At 35.1% G+C, this 20,781-nt stretch carries 19 protein-coding genes and 1 tRNA gene; 8 read left to right on the top strand and 12 right to left on the bottom strand.

Annotated features, from left to right (window positions below; translation table 11 throughout):
* The first annotated feature begins 59 nt into the window (after nucleotides 1-59).
* Both Q763_RS17365 and Q763_RS05350 read left to right on the top strand, forming a co-directional pair.
* Nucleotides 60-2,036 (top strand): M56 family metallopeptidase, encoded by a 1,977-nt coding sequence (locus Q763_RS17365; RefSeq protein WP_052123228.1) that lies wholly within the window; start codon nucleotides 60-62, stop codon nucleotides 2,034-2,036.
* Between the two features lie 96 nt (nucleotides 2,037-2,132).
* Nucleotides 2,133-2,273 carry a hypothetical protein gene (locus Q763_RS05350; protein ID WP_035131948.1) on the top strand — a complete coding sequence of 47 codons (141 nt, stop codon included), beginning with the start codon at nucleotides 2,133-2,135 and terminating at the stop codon, nucleotides 2,271-2,273.
* Here Q763_RS05350 and Q763_RS05345 read toward each other — a convergent pair.
* Entirely contained in the window at nucleotides 2,270-2,782 is a 513-nt protein-coding gene (locus tag Q763_RS05345) for an adenine phosphoribosyltransferase (RefSeq protein WP_035131947.1), read from the bottom strand. The genes Q763_RS05350 and Q763_RS05345 overlap by 4 nt on opposite strands.
* Nucleotides 2,783-2,896: 114 nt before the next feature.
* On the opposite strand from Q763_RS05345, the gene Q763_RS05340 reads away from it, so the two are divergent.
* Nucleotides 2,897-2,970: transfer RNA gene (locus Q763_RS05340), tRNA-Arg, on the top strand.
* 496 nt (nucleotides 2,971-3,466) lie between these two features.
* Here the strand turns inward: Q763_RS05340 and Q763_RS05335 are convergent.
* Nucleotides 3,467-4,345, bottom strand: a complete 879-nt coding sequence (locus tag Q763_RS05335; protein ID WP_035131946.1) for an SDR family oxidoreductase — start codon at nucleotides 4,343-4,345, stop codon at nucleotides 3,467-3,469.
* A 108-nt stretch (nucleotides 4,346-4,453) separates the two neighbouring features.
* On the opposite strand from Q763_RS05335, the gene Q763_RS05330 reads away from it, so the two are divergent.
* Together Q763_RS05330 and Q763_RS05325 are read left to right on the top strand one after the other, a co-directional pair.
* Nucleotides 4,454-4,906, top strand: a complete 453-nt coding sequence (locus Q763_RS05330) for a winged helix-turn-helix transcriptional regulator (RefSeq protein ID WP_052123227.1) — start codon at nucleotides 4,454-4,456, stop codon at nucleotides 4,904-4,906.
* A gap of 117 nt (nucleotides 4,907-5,023) precedes the next feature.
* On the top strand, nucleotides 5,024-5,392 hold the full coding sequence (locus tag Q763_RS05325; protein WP_035131945.1) for a nuclear transport factor 2 family protein: 369 nt from the start codon (nucleotides 5,024-5,026) through the stop codon (nucleotides 5,390-5,392).
* Between the two features lie 224 nt (nucleotides 5,393-5,616).
* Here Q763_RS05325 and Q763_RS05320 read toward each other — a convergent pair whose 3' ends face one another.
* A complete protein-coding gene (locus Q763_RS05320; RefSeq protein WP_232297501.1) occupies nucleotides 5,617-6,447 on the bottom strand; it encodes an alpha/beta fold hydrolase in 831 nt (276 codons plus the stop codon).
* 137 nt (nucleotides 6,448-6,584) lie between these two features.
* Here Q763_RS05320 and Q763_RS05315 point away from each other — a divergent pair, with 137 nt between their 5' ends.
* Nucleotides 6,585-6,950 (top strand): MerR family transcriptional regulator, encoded by a 366-nt coding sequence (locus Q763_RS05315; RefSeq protein WP_035131943.1) that lies wholly within the window; start codon nucleotides 6,585-6,587, stop codon nucleotides 6,948-6,950.
* Between the two features lie 51 nt (nucleotides 6,951-7,001).
* Here Q763_RS05315 and Q763_RS05310 read toward each other — a convergent pair whose 3' ends face one another.
* From Q763_RS05310 to Q763_RS05290, 5 genes are all read right to left on the bottom strand, one after another.
* The gene (locus tag Q763_RS05310) at nucleotides 7,002-7,928 is read right to left on the bottom strand and encodes an SDR family oxidoreductase (protein WP_035131942.1); all 927 of its coding nucleotides are present in this window, start codon (nucleotides 7,926-7,928) and stop codon (nucleotides 7,002-7,004) included.
* 369 nt (nucleotides 7,929-8,297) lie between these two features.
* On the bottom strand, nucleotides 8,298-9,398 hold the full coding sequence (locus tag Q763_RS05305; RefSeq protein ID WP_157499330.1) for a glycosyltransferase family 9 protein: 1,101 nt from the start codon (nucleotides 9,396-9,398) through the stop codon (nucleotides 8,298-8,300).
* 124 nt (nucleotides 9,399-9,522) lie between these two features.
* Nucleotides 9,523-10,359, bottom strand: coding sequence for a DUF4249 domain-containing protein (locus Q763_RS05300; protein ID WP_035131940.1), 837 nt, complete (start codon nucleotides 10,357-10,359; stop codon nucleotides 9,523-9,525).
* A gap of 4 nt (nucleotides 10,360-10,363) precedes the next feature.
* Complete coding sequence (locus Q763_RS05295; protein WP_035131938.1) at nucleotides 10,364-12,772, bottom strand: TonB-dependent receptor; 2,409 nt, start codon at nucleotides 12,770-12,772, stop codon at nucleotides 10,364-10,366.
* 502 nt (nucleotides 12,773-13,274) lie between these two features.
* Complete coding sequence (locus tag Q763_RS05290; protein ID WP_035131936.1) at nucleotides 13,275-14,303, bottom strand: helix-turn-helix domain-containing protein; 1,029 nt, start codon at nucleotides 14,301-14,303, stop codon at nucleotides 13,275-13,277.
* A 673-nt stretch (nucleotides 14,304-14,976) separates the two neighbouring features.
* Here Q763_RS05290 and Q763_RS17360 point away from each other — a divergent pair.
* On the top strand, nucleotides 14,977-16,050 hold the full coding sequence (locus Q763_RS17360; RefSeq protein WP_052123225.1) for an HNH endonuclease: 1,074 nt from the start codon (nucleotides 14,977-14,979) through the stop codon (nucleotides 16,048-16,050).
* A gap of 105 nt (nucleotides 16,051-16,155) precedes the next feature.
* On the opposite strand, the gene Q763_RS05280 is transcribed toward Q763_RS17360, so the two are convergent.
* From Q763_RS05280 to Q763_RS05265, 3 genes are all read right to left on the bottom strand, one after another.
* Complete coding sequence (locus Q763_RS05280; RefSeq protein ID WP_157499328.1) at nucleotides 16,156-16,443, bottom strand: hypothetical protein; 288 nt, start codon at nucleotides 16,441-16,443, stop codon at nucleotides 16,156-16,158.
* Nucleotides 16,444-16,798: 355 nt separating this feature from the next.
* Nucleotides 16,799-17,815 carry an LLM class flavin-dependent oxidoreductase gene (locus Q763_RS05270; RefSeq protein WP_035131931.1) on the bottom strand — a complete coding sequence of 339 codons (1,017 nt, stop codon included), beginning with the start codon at nucleotides 17,813-17,815 and terminating at the stop codon, nucleotides 16,799-16,801.
* Between the two features lie 69 nt (nucleotides 17,816-17,884).
* On the bottom strand, nucleotides 17,885-18,238 hold the full coding sequence (locus Q763_RS05265) for a winged helix-turn-helix transcriptional regulator (RefSeq protein WP_035131929.1): 354 nt from the start codon (nucleotides 18,236-18,238) through the stop codon (nucleotides 17,885-17,887).
* Nucleotides 18,239-18,342: 104 nt separating this feature from the next.
* Here Q763_RS05265 and Q763_RS05260 point away from each other — a divergent pair, with 104 nt between their 5' ends.
* Nucleotides 18,343-19,086 carry an SDR family oxidoreductase gene (locus Q763_RS05260; RefSeq protein WP_035131927.1) on the top strand — a complete coding sequence of 248 codons (744 nt, stop codon included), beginning with the start codon at nucleotides 18,343-18,345 and terminating at the stop codon, nucleotides 19,084-19,086.
* A 60-nt stretch (nucleotides 19,087-19,146) separates the two neighbouring features.
* On the opposite strand, the gene Q763_RS05255 is transcribed toward Q763_RS05260, so the two are convergent.
* On the bottom strand, nucleotides 19,147-20,661 hold the full coding sequence (locus Q763_RS05255) for a carboxypeptidase-like regulatory domain-containing protein (RefSeq protein ID WP_035131926.1): 1,515 nt from the start codon (nucleotides 20,659-20,661) through the stop codon (nucleotides 19,147-19,149).
* Nucleotides 20,662-20,781: the final 120 nt, after the last annotated feature.

Below are 20,781 nucleotides of genomic sequence, written 5' to 3'. Positions count from 1 at the left end.
AGTAATGATGGGGAATACAGCCCTCAACTGTATTCCCTAAAAAAAATAAAAATACTACCATGGAGAACCTTACCATCTATATGTTAAAAGCATCGGGGATAATTGCATTATTCTATTTTGCTTACATCCTGTTTTTAAAAAAAGAAACCTTTTTTACTGCTAACAGGTGGTTTTTACTCTCCGGATTATTTACTGCTGCTTTTTTACCCCTGCTAACTATTACAAAAACAGTAATTGTAGAGCGCACTAACACTACTCCTTTTCAAATACTAATGCCTGAAGCAGAAAATTATACTGAAGTAATAGTTGACCAAGCCTTTACCATTAACTGGTTTTATGTACTTATCGGGATATATGTAACCATAGCAGCTATATTATTAATTCAGTTAGTAATTGATTTATTCAGAATAAAAACAATAATAAAAGGTAATAATGGTAAAAAGGAAAAACAGTATACCATTATAGATACCACGGGTATTACACTACCCTTCTCTTTTTTCAGTTACATTGTTTATAATTCGAAAGCAGTTGAGCCAGAGGAGTTAAACGATATTCTAAAACACGAAAAAGTACACAGTAGCCAGAAACATTCGGCAGATATTATAATAGGCCAGCTTTTTACCATACTGTTTTGGTTTAATCCGTTTATGTGGTTGTATAAAAAAACAATATCACAAAACCTGGAGTTTATTGCCGATGCCGAAGCCTGTAAACAGATAAATGACAGAAAAAATTACCAGAAAACACTACTTAAGTTTACGCTTAATGAAGAGTATATGGGGGTAAGCAATCATTTTTATCAACCATTAATAAAAAAACGTATCATGATGTTAAACACGCCTTCATCAAAAAAAATAAATACATTTAAGTATGCCTTCATACTACCATTTATGTTTGCCTTTGTTTTTCTTTTCCAGATAAAAACAGAAGCTCAAATTAAAGAAACAGAAAATCAAACTGTTCAAACCGAATCGCAAAACAAGATTCATGCATTAGAAATAACTAAAAATACTAGTGATGAAACCCTTAAGGAAGGAATCAAAAAACTGGAAAAAGCAACAGGCTGTACTTTTACTATTACTGCACTTGACAGAAATGAAAATGACGAAATTTCTAATATAGCTTTAACGATTAACGGAGCAGCTAACGTTAAGTCATGGAGTACTTCAAAGAATATAGGGCTAGATCCTTTTTTACTTATTGTTGAGAAAAATGATAAAGGGGGATATTTTGTTGAAATGGAAAAAATACAGTATGGTGCTGACGGTGGCACTGAAATAGACGCTCCTGAACAACACAACAACCCTAAAACCGGTAAAAATGGCGTTATTATAAATACAGCAACCGATACCTTAACCCAAAACGGAGTACGTAAATTTACCTACCTCTCTACTACTGTAGATACTGTTTTTTACGACAGGAGTTCCTCACAAGATATAAACACATCAATATCCCAAAGGGTAAGTGACGACCAAACAGGGAGAATACGTAAATATACTGTTGTAAAACAAACCGGAACTAACCATAATATGGTTAATGCAGATGATGCCCTGATATTTATTGACGGTAAAGAAGCCACCCCTGAAATGGTTAAAAGTCTTGATCATAATAACATTGCAGCAATTAATGTAAGTAAAAAAACCGAAGAAAATGTAGCTAAATATGGTGAAAAGGCCAAAAATGGTATTATTATGGTCACTACCACTAAAAACAGGCCTAAAACAGTTACTATTACTACATCAGGAATGGAGGAGGAACCTAAAAAAGAACAGCAAAACAATGCATTAGTGGTAATCAATAAAAATGCTAGCGATAAAACTCTTGAAGATTATAAAGATGTACTACAAAAAATGGGAATAGCCATAAAATATAAAACAGTAAGAAGAAATAAGGCAGGTGAAATTGTTAAGCTGAAAGTAAGTATTACCGACGACAGGAAAGATACTTCAAAATCAATAACATGTCAGGATTCAAATGGTATTCCCAATGTTGCTATAGGCATAAAAAACGGTGAGGTAAAAGCATTTGTCCAATAAAAAAATTTATAAAAAGAGAAATCTTATATTTTACTTAAAAGACTGTCAATCAAGACAGTCTTTTTTTATATTTGATACAACCAAAACCCGCTCACAATGTTTAAACTACTGGCAAAACTCAATAAATGGCTGTTACCTAATTACAGTAAACAACAGCTTGACCTCAGCAAAGCTACCAAGTTTCAAAAAGCAATAATTGCCTGGAAATATTACGTTACCATACATGCACTGGATTAGTATACCAATGGCGAATAAATATCGTATTTGCTTATTTTATTCCTCCCGTTAAGGAACGACAGCTCCATTAAAAAATTACACTGTACAATTTCGCCTCCCAGTTTTTCTACCAGTTCGCAAACTGCTGCGGCGGTCCCCCCTGTGGCCAGTACGTCGTCATGTATAAGTACCCTGTCCCCTTTCTTAATTCCGTCAATATGCACCTCCAGGGTATCCATACCATATTCCAGCTCATATGATGATGAAATGGTTTCATACGGCAGCTTGTTAGGTTTTCTTACAGGTACAAAACCTACGTTAAGTTCATAAGCCAGTAAAGTAGCAAAAAAGAAACCTCGGCTCTCCACCCCTACTACTTTATCAATGTTTTTATCTTTAAGGCTATTTAATAATAATTGCATGCATTCCTTAACCGCATCGGGGTTTCCTAAAAGCGGAGTTATATCTTTAAAACCAATTCCCGGTTTCGGAAAATCCTGAATGTCACGTATATAGTTTTCTAATGCCATTTTTTTTCAATTTTATATTCATTTGGGTTTGCAAGTTAATCAATAATCCCTATATTTGCACCCGCAAAGAACGATAAGCCAATTGGTTTATTTTGGCACATCGGGAAGCAAAAAGGCCTCGTGGCGCAACTGAATAGCGCATCTGATTACGGCTCAGAAGGTTACAGGTTTGAATCCTGTCGAGGTCACAAGCAAAAATCCCTAATCGATATGATTTAGGGATTTTTTTATTTGTATAATCTTACATATTTAGAATTATACACTAAGATTTATAAGATTTTACAGCGGGTTTGGATGTCCCGAGTAGTTACCCCGACAGGATTAAACCGTTTAAATAATAAAACTAAATCTGTAAATTTTATATTGTGAGTACATAAAAAAACTCTCAAGACTGCTGAAAGCTTTCATTCAAAAATTCTTTTACATAATTCAAAGAAAAATAATAGTCGACTATCTTTTTCAACCGGAGTATTTGCTACGGTTTTGTACTTTTTCTTTATGGCTTTATTTTGCAACTATTGCCTATTTAATTTTGAAAAGTCAACTCAAATGACTAACTATAAAACCTTCTGTCGCTTTTTAAATGCTTATACTTCCTGTCTATGTTTAGCACAGCACCAGCGACATAACGAAGTTGCTGAGAACATATCTTCTGTGCCATTTCGCTTATTAAAATCTATTATTTTACTTATTCTCAACTAAAGATGTTTCCACGAGATCTGTGAAACTTTTTGTCTTTCTACCTAATAAACGCTCCAGGTCACCTGATTGATTTTCGAATTCACCTCCTTCAATTGCCAATACCCAAGCAGTTATAAACTCGGCTACATGACGAGCGACTCCTCGGCTAACTATCCCATCAATATATTCTTCGGCTGTAATGGTGATAAAAGAAACTGGCTTTCCTCCTACTTCAGATAGAATTTTTGCTATGTCGGAAAACGAAATAGAATAGGAACCACCTAATGAATACGTTTTGTTTTCATGCCCTGGTGTAGAAAGTACTTCAGCATGGGCTTCAGCCAATTCATCTCTTGTCGCAGGCGCCATTTTCCCGTTATTTGCAGGAACTTTTATTCCATCTTCGTACGGATTGGGACTATAATAGAACGATAGAAGATCTGCAAAAGGTGGATGGTATACTATAGTATAATCCAGTCCTGAAGATTGAAGTACTTGCTCTGTAAAACGATCTGACTCCGTAACTTCAGGTATGATACGCCCCGAACCTTCTTTGCGCATAATTGACATATATACTACGTGCTTAACGCCCATTTGTCGGGCAGCGGTAATAACATTATAATGTTGGGTAAATCGATCTGTAAAAGCAATTGCACTTGTTAGCATAATTCTATCGACACCTTCAAATGCACGTAGTAAAGAATTGTAATCGAAATAATCACCTTCACGTATTTCTACACCTTTTGCTGCTAAGTCCTTTAGATTTTCTTTTTTTCTGGAAAGGCCGATAATTTGATTTGCGGGAACACCCTTTTTTAACAGATGCTCAACTGTACTTTTTCCAACTACTCCTGTAGCTCCAGTCACTAAAATTTTCATCATGATGTAATATTTTTATTTTTAATACTTAAATTTGCTTTTTATTTGCAAGTGAAAATTAAAATAACAACTTGCAAAAAGCAAGTATAAAATTAAATAATTACTTTTAATATGCAAGTAAAAAACATAAAAACTGATGAGAAAGCTGAAATGCGCTCCGATTGCCCGATAAGTTCATCACTGGATATTTTCGGAGATAAATGGTCGTTATTGATAGTTAGGGATTTAATGTTATACAAAACACGGACTTATGGAGACTTTACAAAATCTGCAGAAAAAATAGCAACGAATATATTAGCAAATAGGTTACAGTTATTAGAGGATAATGGAATAATTACCAAATTACCATATCCCGGCAATAAAGTAAAAGGGCTGTATAGACTTAGTCCGAAAGGTGCTGATTTAATACCGGTTTTGATTGAATTAGCCATTTGGGGAGGAAAATATATCTCTAACTCTGATGAATGTTCGCCGTTTCTCAAAGAAGTAAAAAAGAACAAATCAAAATTTCTTAAAAAAGTTATGCTTAATCTATTGCAGGAAGATGAAAATAATCGTGATTAACAAAATTGTCAATACATCCTGATCGTGAAATTCCGGATAATTTTCTAGCTATATAGCCTATTCCATATTTTCAACATACGGATAGCTACTATTATTATGTAAATACAGAATACTACTATGAAAGAAAACAACAAAATAATTTTACAGAAGGCAAACGAAGCTATTTCTAAAGGAAATTATGAAGAATTTCTTCAGTATTGTACCAATGATACCAAATGGATATTTGTAGGTGACCAGATACTAAACGGAAAAGAAGCGGTCCGAAAATGGATGTCTAATGAATATATACAACCACCACAAAATGAGGTTAAAAATTTGATTGCAGAAAATGATTATCTTACAGCAATTGGTCAAATCGCTGTGATGAACGAAAACAAAGAAAGCATTAAATATTCTTACTGTGATGTATGGAGATTTCGTGATGGAAAAATGGCTGAATTAACAGCTTTTGTTATTGAGTACAAGGATTTGAAAGACCGCAAATAATAAAGGGGAATTATAACAACCAAAAATCAGCCAAAGTGCGGCTTCCTGGGATAAACTTAATCTTTAGGTAAGCAAACACATCTTTTAACGCCAAGCTACTTTCCTAGTTAATATAATCATAGAGTCATTTTGCTTTTCATATAAAAAAACTCCGTAGAGAATTGCCGTATCGAATACTTAGGAATAGTCCCAATTCTTTATGATTAAGATTCCCCGAATACTTATTATGTGAGCTGCCTCTGCAAAAATTCCATTATAATGCCGGCAACGATATCCGGCTGCTCTTCAAGGATAAAATGTCCGCACCCATCAAGCCTGAACAGTTGCAAATCTTCCGCTTGACCCTGCAGTGCTCCCTGCAGCATATCGTACCCTGTACCGCCGACTGCGCAAACCGGCATAGTCAATTTAGTGTAGCTCTTGCTGTCGTTAATATCCTGCCCGAATGCCTGATACCAAGCGTTGGAGGCGCGAATGGCATCAGCAGTATTGTATGCACTTGCATACACTTTCTTGTCAAACTCGGATACGCAATCTTTATCCTGCAGCATTTGGGAAAAAATCCATTCTGTAACAATATCCATCTTTCCTTCCAGCAACTGCTCCGGTAAATTCTTAACCTGGTTAAAAGCCACCCACCAGGGATAAGTATAGTCCAGCCCGGGTATAGGAAGCATGGGCAGGCTGTACATGCTGGGATCAGGATGGGGAGTATCAAGCATTATAAGATTTGAGGTTACCTCCTTAAATTGTGCGGCAAAGCTGTAGGCAACATGAGCACCAATATCATGTCCCGCAATTGCAACTGAGTTATAGCCGAGCTTATCTACAAGCATGTACACGTCAAGAGCCATATTTTTCTTATCATATCCCTCCATCGGTTTATGTGAACTACCCATACCCCGTATATCAATCGCAATTACTTTAAATTTCGTGGCCAGTATAGGCATAACCTTATGGTATGCCCACCAGGTTTGTGGCCATCCCGGAAGTAAAATAATAGGGTTGCCCTCACCTCCTTCCACGTAATGCAGTTCAGTCCCGTTTACCGCCATATAACCGTTTTTAAAACCAGGCAATTGTCTCACTAATTCTTCATCAGAATATTTCATAGAATTCGTATTTGAATGTAAAATTAAATACTAATTTTGTAACTCACAACTATACAGTATACTATACACTTTAACTTTTTATGAAATTAATTCATCAGTTAGCCAAAGAGTCAGGAATTCCAATCGGGACGATACGCTTTTATGAGAAAACAGGCCTAATCAGTGGACAGAAAAAGGACGGAGTCACAACTAATAATTATATTTATTATGGTGATGACGCCTTGGAAAAGCTTCAGTTTATACAAATGGCAAAATCAGTGGGCTTCACCCTTGCCGAAATAAAAGAAGTCATTGATGCATGGTATCGGAAAGAAATGAGCCGTGCTGCTAAAATAAAAGTACTAGACCTTAAGGTTGTCCAGATCAATCAAAAAATCAAGGAATTGCAAGCTATGAAAAAGCAGATCGAGGTTTGCAAAATCAATATCTCCACCCAGCAGGAGTAATATTTGCCTGTTAATGTAGTATTCTAAATTAGAATTAAAAGTTGGTCGCGCCTAAATCCTTTCTTTACCCACACTACTCAAAAAATTAAAAATAAAAGTTTCCTCCAGATATTGTTTAACGGTTAGGGGTTTTCGACCCAATAGTTTTTCCATTTGTATAAACTGAAGCTTTTCCAACTCCCCATCTTTGGCAGCTTCAGCAAAGCAACCAATTATTTTAGCACATTTTTCAGATACTCCCTTATTAATTACAACAGCAAGAAAAGCATCAACACCCGGGCTTAAATAAGTAATGTTTTTACCAGTGATTTGAGAAATATACTCTGCAATTTCTAAAAATGAATAACTCCGTCCGGATACAGTATACGTCTTATTTTCATGCCCCTTTGAGACTAAAACCTTCGCTGCTGCCTCCGCCATTTCGCTTCGTAATGCAAATCCTATTTTCGCGTTACCGGCCGGTAGGTAAATACCATGCTTAAAAATATTCTTGTCTAAAAATTTAGACAATGTATCCATATAGAGCCCATTTCGTAATATGGTATAATTCATACCACTTGCTTTAATGGCATTTTCTGTTGCTAAATGTGAACTTAATATAAAATCAATATGAGAAAAATTAACTTCTTTATGTTCCTGGCTTGTATAAAGAATATACTTAACTCCAGACTTTACAGCCGCTTTCACAACTTGAAGATGTTGCTCACTACGGTTTTCCAGTACATTACCTGAAACAAAAAATAGTTTATCGATACCAGAAAATGCCTTCAGCATTGAACTGTAATTGTCATAATCGCCCAATACAATATTTACATTCAAAGAGTTTAATTTCTCTGTTTTTGTATAATCCCTGGCCATTGCATAAATCAGACTTTCATTCACCCCATTTTTAATCAATGATTCAATAACTGAATACCCATAATGACCCGTAGCCCCTGTTACCAATATTTTATCTTTTCTTGTCAATTGTTGATTCATTTTTAATCAGCTAATATTTATCATAATCTTCGATGTCATTACGACATTGCATAACATTTTTCAGATTTAGGGGAATAGTTGTATTATAGCCTATTTGAAAATCAAAACCCTTAATGCAATGGTGCCAGCTAAGCCTATTGAAGAATCGTTTAATTTTTGATTATTTTTCCTAATCAATATAGACTCAAAGCTAAGCTGGCATTGCATAAAGTACAAACATGTCCTGCAATCTTATGGGCTTTTGGATGAGGTCAGAGGCTCCATCTACCCATAAGTTGCAGCTAACTCAAACATATAAACACAACTAGGACTCTAAAATAAAACCCATTTCTCTGTATTCTCTTTAAAACCTGATGTAACTCCTAATTTTCATAATGAAGTGTTTAGATCTGGATAAAGGTTATTTTTAACAAGTACTATCAACTCATCGATTTCCACCTCATTGGTTTTTACGGCAACACTTCCCTCGTTGTAAGGCTTGTATTTTTCTGTATCAGTATCAGAAAACAGACCAATTGTAGGTGTAAGCGACGAACTAGCCAAATGCATTAATCCACTATCGGTGCCAATAAAAACATCTGTGCTTGCAATTATAGCTGCCATTTCCCTTATGTCTGTGGAATACAAAGCAGGGGCTCTTAAATCAAACTTAGAAACATTTTCTTTTGGAAGTACTTCAATAATGTTTACATCCGGAAATGCTTTCTGTAAATGCTCATATAGATCAAGCCACCATCCTTCTGTAGGGTATTTGGCACAAGTGGCATGCATGTATAAACAAATTGTTGGTAATCCATTTTGCGTTATGTTATATACCATATTACCACCATGTATCAGCTCATCATTCGAAAGTCTCAAGTCTAAGCTATCCGGAGTCGAAACATTTGACTTAACCCCTATATTGGACAAAAAAAACCTCAGGGAATAAATCACTTGCTTTGCGATATGTCTTTCTTTTACCCCTGAATCCATATCACCTACAAACTTGATCTTTGCATTAGAAATGCCCGTACATACTCTTCCATAAAAACATTCCTCTACGGCACTTATAGCCAAATCATATTTCCTGCTTCTAAGCCGTAGCAATGTCCTGATGTACTTTATGGGATTCCTGAAAGGTTTCCGGGGAAGTTCAATAACTTCTTTAACAGTATCATAATTTTTATATAGTTGGATAGCACATGATTGGTTTACCAGCAAATCAATCTCGCTATTTGGGAATGTGGATTCCAACTCCTGAATCAAAGGTAAAAGCAACAGTAAATTTCCTAATCTATGGTTTGGTCTGCAAATTAAGATTGTTTTTATATCATCATTATTACTGATTCCTTTTCCTGACTTATTATTAAAACCGGCAGTAAGGTATCTAGCTACTCCCCTCGTTGCGGTCCTGATAATTTTTCTTGGATTCATTTTAATTTTTTTGTTTTGAGTTTCCTGAGCGTCCATTAGATTTTCATCTATTTTCACGTAAATCCATCTGTATAAAATATCTAAAAAGATTAAGGTTCAAAAATGCCTATTCCCGTTTATGCAATTATCAATACTTCCTAATAAACATTTTTGAACCATGGCACTGTCTTTTATTCTACAGCTAATTAATTGTATACGATGTAGTATCGAATTCACCTAGCCTAAAATATCCCAATACCTCTTCGTTAGAATTATTGATATTAGAACAGTTCCCTTTTAACTGTACAGGGGTAACAGGAAAAGGTCCATTTTCATCACTCCCGGATTGTTGAATCAATATTTTTAAATAGTCATAATACCGCCTTGAAATACCATAGAGGTTAATATTTACATTTACTCCAGCAGTATAGTTTTCATTATCATTTTCAATAAAATTTTCGTTACCATCAGTAAATTCATCACTAATAACGGCCAGAGAAGGCAGTGGTAAATTAGACGGAATAAATTCCCCAAAATAATAATTTTCAATTGCTGCGGGATCATCAAAATATACCTGAAGCTGAATTTCTGTGTCATCGCCAGAACCTTCAATGGTTTGCTCAACACGATTAATAACAGGTGCTGCGATTAAGGTTTCGGTTGCCTTATAGATGTTGCCGTTGTAGAGAATTTCCAAAGTGTATGTTGTGTTTAGTTCCGGAACAAAATCGGTTGCAGTATAATTGCCATTATTCTGGTCGGCAAACACAAATATCGACCCGTCGTTTTCTTTAGTTACTGTTACCGAAGCACCCGTAACAGGGACATCTGGAGTATTATTAAAAAAAGCAGTTGATTGCCTTAAATTAATGGTTTGCGTTTCCCCCATAGTACCTTTTTGCCATCTAATAGACGCATCAACCACCAGTCGGGCACCGCCGTTAGGCAAATCAACATCTATTACATCCGTACATGAGTGAAGTAATCCTATTATTACAAGGAGTGCTCCCAGCCTGCTATATATATTTATATTTTTCATCGTTTTAAAATTTAAAGTTATACGTTACTGAAGGGACAATACCAAATATGGCAGTACGAGTCGCTTCTGTTGTGCCTGTCTCCTGATTTTGACCGAAAGAAATAGAAGCTGCATTTTTTCGATTATAAGCATTGTATATACCAAATACCCATTCTCCCTGCCACTTCCTGTTTTCATTTTTTCGGGGTGTTAAGGTTGCGGAAAGATCAAGTCTGTGGTAGGCCGGCAATCGGTCTGCATTCCTGTCGGAATATGTTGCTACAGATAATCCGTTGAACACAAACTGTCCGTTTGGATAAGTAACAGGTCGTCCTGTTTGGAATACCATATTAGCTCCAAATCTCCATTTCTCGTTGAGTTTGTAACTTCCGGTAAACGAAAAGTCGTGAGTCCTGTCCCAATTAGAGTTATACCATTTCCCGTTATTAATGCCTAAACCTCCTGCCGCCCCACCAGGTGTACGTTGTTGCGACTTTGACAATGTATAGGCCACCCAACCTGTGAAATCACCTTTGTTCTTTCTTAATAAAAGCTCCAATCCATAGGCTCTTGCTTCACCAGTTAAAATTTCGGTTTCAATGGTATTTTGTGCTATAAGTTCTGCTCCATTAATATAATCTACCCTATTGTCAATAGTCTTGTAATAGGCTTCGGCTTCAATCGAAAACATATTTCCCCTGAAATTTCTGAAGTAGCCTACCGCATACTGGTCAGCAATTTGTGGTTCAATAAATTTCCCGCTAGGCGCCCAAACATCTAATGGCGTGGCTGATGTAGTGTTGGAAATTAAATGTAGGTATTGAGCAATTCGGTTATAACTCGCTTTAACAGAAGATTTCTCATTAAGTTGGTACGAAAGTGCTACCCTAGGTTCTAAATTATTGAAGGTTGCTATACTTTTTCCCTTTCCGTATTTGGTATTAGAAATAGATTCAGCACGCTCATAAATACCTAACTCTTCGTTGTAAACCACTGGTGAATTATTGGCATAATTGTTTAAAGTTTGCGGCCCCAGTCGATTAAAATAGCTAAAACGTAAACCATATTGAGCGGTAAGTTTATCAGAAATTTTATGTTCTAAACTTGTATACACTCCGGCTTCAATAGCAAATTTATTATCTAACTTTTCCGGATTAACACCCGAATTTGCATCTAAAGGATTGAGTTTCCCTGGATTAAATTTGTAATAAATACTATTTACGCCAAAATCAAATTTTAATTTATCGTTTGCATAGTAGCCAAAATCATAGCGTACATTATAATTGCTGATATCTGAAGTCCAGTCAATTCCTTCAACAGGAATCTCCAGGTTGTAATTATATCGACTGTATATCAGGGATACATTGGAGAATAACTTGTTATTAAAAATGTGGTTCCATCGCAAGTTACCGGAGAGGTTTCCGTATGAATTAGTAAAAAATCCCGCCAGGTTAAAATTATCATTACCTAAATAACCTGATAGATATAGCTTATTTTTTTCATCAATTTCATAATTTGTTTTCAGATTTAAATCGTAAAATCCGGCTCTGCTGTCTTCATTAGCTAAGGCCAAAAATATATTTACATAAGAAGCTCTTCCGGCCACCAGAAATGAACCTTTGTCTTTAAACATTGGTCCTTCCGCCGCCAAACGACTGGAAACAGCACCTATACCCCCAGTGAGTTCAAAGCCTTTACTGTTTCCGTCTTTTTGACGTATGTCCAGTACCGAAGAAGCCCTTCCTCCAAAACGTGCGGGAATGCCTCCTTTATATAATTTAACATCCTTAATCGCATCAGCATTAAATACTGAGAAGAAACCAAACAAATGGGATGCATTGTAAATAATTGCCTCATCCAAAAGAATTAGGTTTTGGTCTTCTGCACCACCGCGTACATTGAAGCCTGATGCACCTTCCCCGGCATTGGTAACACCAGGTAGCAATTGAATGGACTTTATCAAATCTACCTCGCCCAAAACAACGGGTATCTGTTTTATGTCATTAGCTGAAAGTTTCGTCATACTCATTTGTGGTGTTCGAAGGTTTACTTTCTTTGATTCTTCAGCTACAATAACTACCTCATCTAATTGAGTGAAATCCTCATTGATCTCAATGTCGAGCTTTTGATTAGAACTAAGATTTATAGCTCTTTCGAGAGTTGTAAACCCTAAATAGGAAATGAGTAAGGTATAATTACCTTCAGGCGCTGTGATAGAATAAAAACCATATTCGTTGGTCGTACTTCCAATGGAGGTACCTTTTAAAAGGACGGTTGCCCCCAAGAGTGTTTCACCGTTATTAGCATCCTTAACGACACCGCTAATGGTGTAGTTTGTTTGTGCAAAGAAAAATACCGGATACAACATTGTCACCACAAATAAGGCCAACCCTTTTACTGACCTAAATGGTTTTAATCGCTTTTTTTTTGTCATACTTAAATAGAATTAGATTAAGGTTTTCATTTTACCAAGACAAAATTAGACATGCATATCTCAAGGTTAAAATGAAGTAGGTCTTGAATCCGCCTGAAGTACCTATTTGGCGCTATATTGATTTTAAAACACTATATATCAAATCATTAAACCAAATAAATTAGTGTGTTTTAAAGGTTCTAAATGCGTTTCCCGCACTTAAGGGAACACAAAAATGAAAAATTTAAGGCTTTTTGTTTTTTTAGTTGAGTAAGGGTTTACAAGTTTATGGTTTGGCTTAAAACCATGGTAATGAAAAAAACATTTCACAAAGTGGGTAGTACTTTTGTGGGCCTGCAACTCAAATAGTAATTATAAATACAGAGCCTTAATATTAATAGTTGGCGTCTCTATTTAAGCGAACAATCCGATACTCATCGAAAAAGTTGAGGCTTCTTAAATTTCTAAGAAGTAAATTTGAAATGTAATTCTTCTATGAAGAGTAAAGAGAAAAAGGAAGTGTTTAGTCTAAAGAAGTTAATGTCAAAGTCTTTTTAAACTCACTAGGTGTAACCCCATATATTTTTTTAAAGGTAGTGTTAAAAGAGGATTTGGATTTGAAACCAACTTCGTTGGCAATGCCCATAATAGAATAACTCCTGAACTTGTCATCCTTGAGACAACCTACAAATTCTTCAGCCCTGTATTTGTTCATGCAGTCCTGAAAATTGGTTTTCAGGTATACATTTAGGATTTCAGATAAGTACTGTCTTGGAATACCCATATTTTGAGCCACTTGGTTAACCGTTATATTACTATTAGTAAAAAGCTTTTCTTTATCCATGAGCCTTAAAAACTCCTTTTTATATATTTCAGCTTTTGATTTACTAAGGTTTGAAGTTTTGTAAGCTTTGATATCAGCCTTCGGTAATACAGATTTTGGTGATACAACAAGCTTAAATAAAATCATGTAAAGAAGTATGGCCGACAAACCTATAATACCATAACTTTCCAGAAAGGAGATATTATCATAACTGTTTGTTATAATAAATGAAATTTCGTCTATTAAATGCAATAAAGCATAAGGAACTATAAAAAACAGCATCCATCTTTCCTTTTTGTTTTTAACTATATCATAGATAGTATAACCTAAATAAGATAATAGTGTTACACCTGCCAAAATTTCTCCTATTGTTAACCATATATTTTCAACTAAGCCGTTTACGTCCTCAACTATTTGAAGCGTAACAAAAAACAAGTAGGGAATAAAATAAAGAAAATCCCTAAGTTGAAACTTATCCTGTTTGGAGTTATGATACTTTATAAGTAAAAAAAACAGTGTAATGATTAAAGGAGATTGGAAAAAATACCAATTAGCCTCAGAAAAGAACAGGTTAAAATTATCATCTCCAACAACATTCAGAAGTAAAGCAATAATCGATCCCAGAAGAAGTAGAAAATTTATCCGCTTGTAATTTTCTTGTTTAACAAACAGAACGGTTAAAAGAAACAAGCCCTGAGTAAGGGCGATTATTTGAAGTATTTTTAACATAGATAACAGAACATTTTCTTCAAAGTGGCTAAAATAACCCAAAAAAACTAAAAGCGATTAAAAAAATTAAAAATACCAAAATATAAGATTTCCGGTAAGAGCTAATCGGAAATCAATTTTCTTGAATTTTTATCTATTTTTTAAAATTCATTTCCAGACTTGATAACGCAATTTTTAACAAAAGATTATTCATGGTCTTGACTATTTTGTATTCTGCTTTTGCGGAACTCCTACAAAATAAATTATATATTGAAATCGAAGCTTTGAGCTTTCTTACAGAATGAGATGAACGTAAAGAATGCTAAGCGTAAAAGACTAAAAACAACTACAGTTACTAAAAGTAGTTTGTTTGTGATGTTTTAGATAGTTGGACAAAAACTGGTATCCTGTATCGTGCCTCATGACCCATCTTAAGTCTATCACACCACAAGCCTCGTAAATATTGAAAAATAACCTATAAAAGTGTTCGAAAATTATTCGGGCAAGTCCTCTCACCAGAATACGATTAATCTCCTAAGGTATTTTAAACCCCAACAGGATATCTAAACAGTTAAACTGAAAGCTTATCTTATATAAAGTAAGCTAATTTCTTGAAATCCTGAAACTGTGTAATACTTATTTATTGTTTTTCTAATTCCTATTCAGTAATTTGTGTAAATCAAATAAACCCATTGTGAATCCTGATTTTAATAAGAAAACAATTGATACTTTAGCAAAGCGAGCATCTTTTAGATGCTCAAATCCTGATTGCAGAGTAAATACTATTGGCCCAAATACAGACCCAAATAAATCAACAAAAATAGGTGAAGCTGCTCATATTTATGGCGCAAGAGTTGGTTCAAAAAGATATAATCCAAATATGACTGATTCGCAAAGGGCTGAAATTACAAATTCTATTTGGCTTTGTAGAAATTGTCATAAGCTTATTGATACTGATGAACAGAAATATTCACCAAACATATTATTTAAATGGAGGGAAAAACATGAAGAATATATAGTTCTGTCATTAGGAAATAAAACAGAACAAATATGGTATGAGGAACAATCTGTTCTTATTCATGAATTTGACAATTATCCCCCTTTAATTAAAAGAATTGTTATTGACAAACCTGATGGATGGGAATACAGATTAACAGCTGAATTAATGAGATTTATGAATGACCCCATTTTTAAAAAACTTGAGGACTTAAAAGGAGGACTATATTTAAAACATCCCGAAATCATAAACTCTACTGATACTCTTAACTGGATTAAGGAGAGGTTTTCCGAGCTAACAGTAATGACTAATCCAGCTGTAGAGTTGATGAACCGACTTACTAAAAGTTGGGGTATACCAGGAGAACCTGGCAACACTTCAGAAATTCATCATGTAACAAAACTAATTAAGAATTATCTAGAACACGTATTAGCATTTGAAGAAAGAATTCATTTTGTAATTGTTTCTGAAGAATACCAAAAAATCATTGAATTATTAAAGAACCTGATAGGTTCACAAATCAATAAACTAGCTTCTATTCCTTCTGATTTAGATGAAATCATTTCTCTTAATGATTCATATCAAAGAAATGATATTAACCCTAAAGTTATTGAAAAAGAGATAATATTTGAACTCCCAACTAACTGGGAAAAAGATTTCAAAAGAGAAATAAATAAACTACAATTTAAGCAAACCTTTAATAATAAAAACTCACCTGGATGCTTCATTGTTTTGTTAATATTATTCATTTTCATCATCTATATTTTATAGAGGGACTTTTCTTTTTATAAATACTACATCTGCTTCTTGACTTCATAGAGCCAAATCTAAAAATAAAAAAAGCCCATACGATGTATGGGCTTTTTTTATTTTATATCATTCCGTGTGATATAAAAATTTATCTAATATTATCTCTCCGGAGCTTCCGTCTATCTTTATATACTTAAATGAAATTTCATTAAAGGGATACCTTATAAAATAGTAAGGCTTATCTTTTTCAAGATGACGTAATACTATATATTTTTCTTCATTCAGGTCTATCTGTTTCTCTTTCTTTAATTTAGAAATGAGATCTGTTACACTGAAAGAATAGTCTTCATCATAATTAATTTCCTTAATCATAGTTCCTTTCTCGTCATAAACTTTTCTAATACCAATCGGCATCTCTGAAAAAGATTGTCCTTCCTCTCGTAGCGATAGGTTTGACTTGTGGTAAGAATAATACTTATGAATCTATTCCCTATACTTCGCTTTAACTCCAAAAAATAACTACTTTCCTCTTTAATCTCATAAATTGTATCATTCTCTGTGTACTTCAGGCTATTTTTCTCATTTAACTCACTATACTTAGCCTTATTAAATTTCTTTAGCCCATTCGGTTTTTGAGGAGTTACCTGCTGCCCTGCACATTGAACAGAACACAATATCAGTACTATCATACTAAATAAGCTTAAAGATTTCATTTATTTGTATTTTACTTTTTTGAATATTTACAACAACTAGCCGGGAGCTTTTTATCTTATTTATTATTTCGTTCATCAATTATTTCAGACAATATTTCATAAGATTTAACCCTGTCATTATAGTCATAAAAGTTAGATACAACCATAAGTTCATCTACCCCCATTTCATTAAGGAATTTATCTACCTGTTTTGCAACGGCTTCTTTCCTTCCTACAAATGAGTATTTAAGCATTTCACGAACCGCTGGGTTATACTGAATCATCATCAGCTCATCGGTCATTTCCATTGGTGGCTGTAACGGTTCCCTTTTCCCTGTAAGTATTCCTAAAAACATCCTTATTAGGGATGTAAAGTTTCTTTCGGCTTCATCATCGGTATCGGCTGCAATTACATTAACTCCGGCAATAGTGTAAGGTTTATCGAGGTATTCAGATGGCTGGAACTCTTTCCTGTAAATATGCAGTGCCTCTTCCAGTAGTCCGGTTGCAAAATGACTGGCAAAAGCATAGGGCAGCCCCATTTTTGCGGCAAGATGCGCACTATCTAAACTCGAACCTAGAATATACAACGGTACATTAACCCCTTCGGCTACAACAGCACGCACCTGCTCCCACTCACTCTCTGTTGAGAAATACTGTTGTATCTTCTCTATTTCCTTTGGGAAACTGTTAACCGACTGCATCCTGTCACTCCTAATAGCATGTGCCGTTACCTGATCGGTTCCCGGTGCCCTTCCTAAACCTAAGTCTATACGGTTAGGGTACAATCTGCCTAGTGTACCAAACTGTTCTGCTACAATAAGTGGCGAATGGTTAGGCAGCATAATACCGCCAGAGCCTACACGTATTGTTTTTGTGTTTCCTGCTATATGTCCTATAAGTATTGAAGTGGCAACACTGGCAACATGTACCATATTGTGGTGTTCTGCCAGCCATAACCTTTTGTACCCCATTTCTTCGGCTTTTTGTGCCAAAGCAACACTGTTTTTAAATGTTTCTTCTATAGTAACCCCATCCGATACAATGGCTAGTTCAAGTATCGAATAGGCTATTTTTTTATTAATTGTTTCCATAATTTATTGTGCATCGCTGCAACTACTCTTATTAATATCAATTTACTCAGCTTATTGTTGTAAACTTTGCTAACCAATATTACTTTCTGCTATTATTATCTCCCTGTGCTTTGCGCCCCATGCAGCAAGGTCATGAATAAGACTTTGAAGGGAACATCCATATTCTGTAAGGTTGTATTGTACTGATATTGGCTGAGTATCTAAAACGGTACGCTTAACAAGCTTATTTAGTTCCAACTCCTTTAACTCCTTACTTAGTTGTTTGTTAGATATACCGTTAAGATCATTCAGTATATCTGAAAAGCGCCTTTTGTTGTAATAACACATGGTTGATATAATGGATATTTTCCATTTCCCTCCTAACACGTCCATAGTGTCGTGTATGGCCATGATTTCTTTTTTGTGGCATACGTTCTCTGTCATAAGTTACCTGGTTACTCTAAAGTTACTGTTACTTTTAGTTACAAAGTTACAATAATAAATTAATCCAATTTACCTTTGTACTGTTAATAATTAAAAATCAAAAAATGAGTTTAGTAAACAAAAACGTAGTAATAACCGGCGGAAGTACCGGAATAGGTTTAGCAACTGCAAAAGCATTTATTAAGGCAGGAGCAAACGTAGTAATAACAAGCAGAAGTGCTGACAACTTACAAAAGGCTTCGGACGAAATTAATAACCCTAATTTACAGACTTTAGTATCCGATACCTCAAACCTTGAAGGCATCTCGGTTTTAGAAAAGTTTGTTGCAGAAAGCGGTAAGAAACTGGATGTACTTTTTTTAAATGCTGCAATCGCCAGCTTCGGACCAATTGCAGAAACAACTGAAGCCGATTTTGATGCACAGTTTAACACCAATGTAAAAGGACACTACTTTACATTACAGCAATTAATACCACACTTAGCAAATGGTTCATCTGTTATATTTACCTCATCAATAGTGGCAACAGCAGCCGGTATAGGTACCAGTGTATATTCTGCCACAAAAGGAGCTATTAATAAAATTGCACAAATTGCAGCAAACGAACTGGCTGAAAGAAAAATACGTGTAAACCTTGTTAGTCCGGGTCCAATACAAACCCCGGGGCTTGATAGTGTAGCAAATGCCGAAGCTAAAGAAAACCTGGCAGGATCTACGGCACTGCAACGCTTAGGTAATGCCGACGAAATTGCAAAAACTGTAGTATTCTTATCTTCTGATGATGCCAGTTTTATAAGCGGTACTGAAATTACTGTTGACGGTGGTGCTATTACTTATATGCTAAAGTAATAACCGTCTGTTATCCAATTAAAAATAAAACCCATACAATGTATGGGTTTTTGCTTTCCTTTATTCAACCGATTTAAACTGCTTCATTTCTTCAAGAGGTTCTATAGTTGTATACTCCTTCCATATATCCGGACTATAACCATTTACTGTTTCATATTCAAAATCCATTTCTTTAACAGCGTCAAATTCAGCTTCGGTTATAGCCGATTTTGACACAAAACAAAACTCCTGCCTGTTTAAAATATTCATTTCAACCTTTATCTCAAATTCAATTTTTTCCTTGCCTCCGTTAGTTATCTCTATAAACTTTAAAGCCCTGTTAATGTAAACATACTCCCCCGATTCTTTTGAAGCATATTTTAGGTAATAACCTCCTTCTTCCCTTTCTTTAAATACAAGGGTACCCCTGCTTACATTTTCCAGTTGTTTAATCCCCAAAATAAACCTCAGGTTTATGCCGCTAACTTTTCTTCCTTCAGCAAGTTCATAATCAGCCCTTACAACAGCATAATCCTTTTCGGCTATATACAGGGTTCCGTTGTATTTTGCACGGTGTTTTCCCGGTCTGAATTTTATTATAAATACCCGTCCGTTATCACCGTCTTCTGTCACTCCGGCAAAAGTGTAGTCATAAATCTCATTATTCTTTACAAAATCAAGATTACTGCTGTACAGCAAGTTGTTTCCCGACTTGAAAAGACTAATTTCTGAAGTTACCTCCCTAAGGTTACGTTTCTCTGTTTTAACCTCATCTGTATCAAAGCTATTATGAGAAACAACCGTATCACGGGTACCAAACCATCCGCTTTTTATTCTGTAATACTTTTCAGGGTCAAGATGAGTAAATAAAATTTTTGCTCCGGTTTCAAGCATATCGTTTAGCGATATAGGACTACTGTTATCTTTTAGTTTTACTGCTTTTGTAACCTGATCTCTAGTAAGAAAACCCTGTTTACCCTTTAGCGTTTTTTTTGCCATATAATGGTCAATAAGCACATCGGCAAATTCTTTGGGCGGATTTGCTTTAGCTACTGATATAAATGCCTCGAGTTCTTTATTAGCCTCTTTAATCTCTTCTTTACTGTATTTGGTAGACTGGCTTATTTTAGCTTCGGCCTTTACAGGATTTATAGCTGCCGAACTTCTGTAAAAAAATGTTGTTTTATTATTACTGCCGTAAAACCTGTAATTGTTTTTTAGATTGCTTTTTACTGATGCCATAATACTGTCGGCATTCATACTGGCGTTAGAGATATAAACCGTTTCCAACTCAAATGCTCCGGGTTTTAACCGCACAGTACCATCACTATTTTTTAAATCCCTTACGGTTAAATACTGCGTATAATACCCTAAAAAAGAAACAGTAAGCATAGTAGCATCGTCAGCACTTTTTTCGGGGATGGTAAACGCTCCCTCGGTATTACTCATTATGTTACCGGAATCGTTTATCTGTACATCGGCAAAAGAAAGTGGCGCTCCTGTTTCTGAGTCTATAATCCTGCCCGAAACACTTTGGGCTACAGTAACCTGAAATCCTATTAGAAATAACAGGACAGACAATACATTTTTTATCATTTTGATTAAGTGTGGTTATTAATTGGTTGTCGCTTAAACTAACGCTGAACAAAGAGTTTTTGTTGTAGGCATTTAATAAAAAAGCTCCTGAAAAATCAGGAGCTTTTAATCAATTTAAAT

Source organism: Flavobacterium beibuense F44-8 (assembly GCF_000769915.1).
In the GTDB taxonomy this organism is placed as follows: domain Bacteria; phylum Bacteroidota; class Bacteroidia; order Flavobacteriales; family Flavobacteriaceae; genus Flavobacterium; species Flavobacterium beibuense.
Note: the sequence above shows the minus strand (reverse complement) of the source record. Positions and strands in the feature narration are given on the sequence as shown.

Coding starts and splice junctions, on each gene's coding strand:
- Q763_RS17365 (WP_052123228.1), top strand. CDS start 60: ATGGAGAACCTTACCATCTATATGTTAAAAGCATCGGGGATAATTGCA.
- Q763_RS05350 (WP_035131948.1), top strand. CDS start 2,133: ATGTTTAAACTACTGGCAAAACTCAATAAATGGCTGTTACCTAATTAC.
- Q763_RS05345 (WP_035131947.1), bottom strand. CDS start 2,782: ATGGCATTAGAAAACTATATACGTGACATTCAGGATTTTCCGAAACCG.
- Q763_RS05335 (WP_035131946.1), bottom strand. CDS start 4,345: ATGATGAAAATTTTAGTGACTGGAGCTACAGGAGTAGTTGGAAAAAGT.
- Q763_RS05330 (WP_052123227.1), top strand. CDS start 4,454: ATGCAAGTAAAAAACATAAAAACTGATGAGAAAGCTGAAATGCGCTCC.
- Q763_RS05325 (WP_035131945.1), top strand. CDS start 5,024: ATGAAAGAAAACAACAAAATAATTTTACAGAAGGCAAACGAAGCTATT.
- Q763_RS05320 (WP_232297501.1), bottom strand. CDS start 6,447: ATGGCGGTAAACGGGACTGAACTGCATTACGTGGAAGGAGGTGAGGGC.
- Q763_RS05315 (WP_035131943.1), top strand. CDS start 6,585: ATGAAATTAATTCATCAGTTAGCCAAAGAGTCAGGAATTCCAATCGGG.
- Q763_RS05310 (WP_035131942.1), bottom strand. CDS start 7,928: ATGAATCAACAATTGACAAGAAAAGATAAAATATTGGTAACAGGGGCT.
- Q763_RS05300 (WP_035131940.1), bottom strand. CDS start 10,359: ATGAAAAATATAAATATATATAGCAGGCTGGGAGCACTCCTTGTAATA.
- Q763_RS05295 (WP_035131938.1), bottom strand. CDS start 12,772: ATGACAAAAAAAAAGCGATTAAAACCATTTAGGTCAGTAAAAGGGTTG.
- Q763_RS05290 (WP_035131936.1), bottom strand. CDS start 14,303: ATGTTAAAAATACTTCAAATAATCGCCCTTACTCAGGGCTTGTTTCTT.
- Q763_RS05280 (WP_157499328.1), bottom strand. CDS start 16,443: ATGCCGATTGGTATTAGAAAAGTTTATGACGAGAAAGGAACTATGATT.
- Q763_RS05270 (WP_035131931.1), bottom strand. CDS start 17,815: ATGGAAACAATTAATAAAAAAATAGCCTATTCGATACTTGAACTAGCC.
- Q763_RS05265 (WP_035131929.1), bottom strand. CDS start 18,238: ATGACAGAGAACGTATGCCACAAAAAAGAAATCATGGCCATACACGAC.
- Q763_RS05260 (WP_035131927.1), top strand. CDS start 18,343: ATGAGTTTAGTAAACAAAAACGTAGTAATAACCGGCGGAAGTACCGGA.
- Q763_RS05255 (WP_035131926.1), bottom strand. CDS start 20,661: ATGATAAAAAATGTATTGTCTGTCCTGTTATTTCTAATAGGATTTCAG.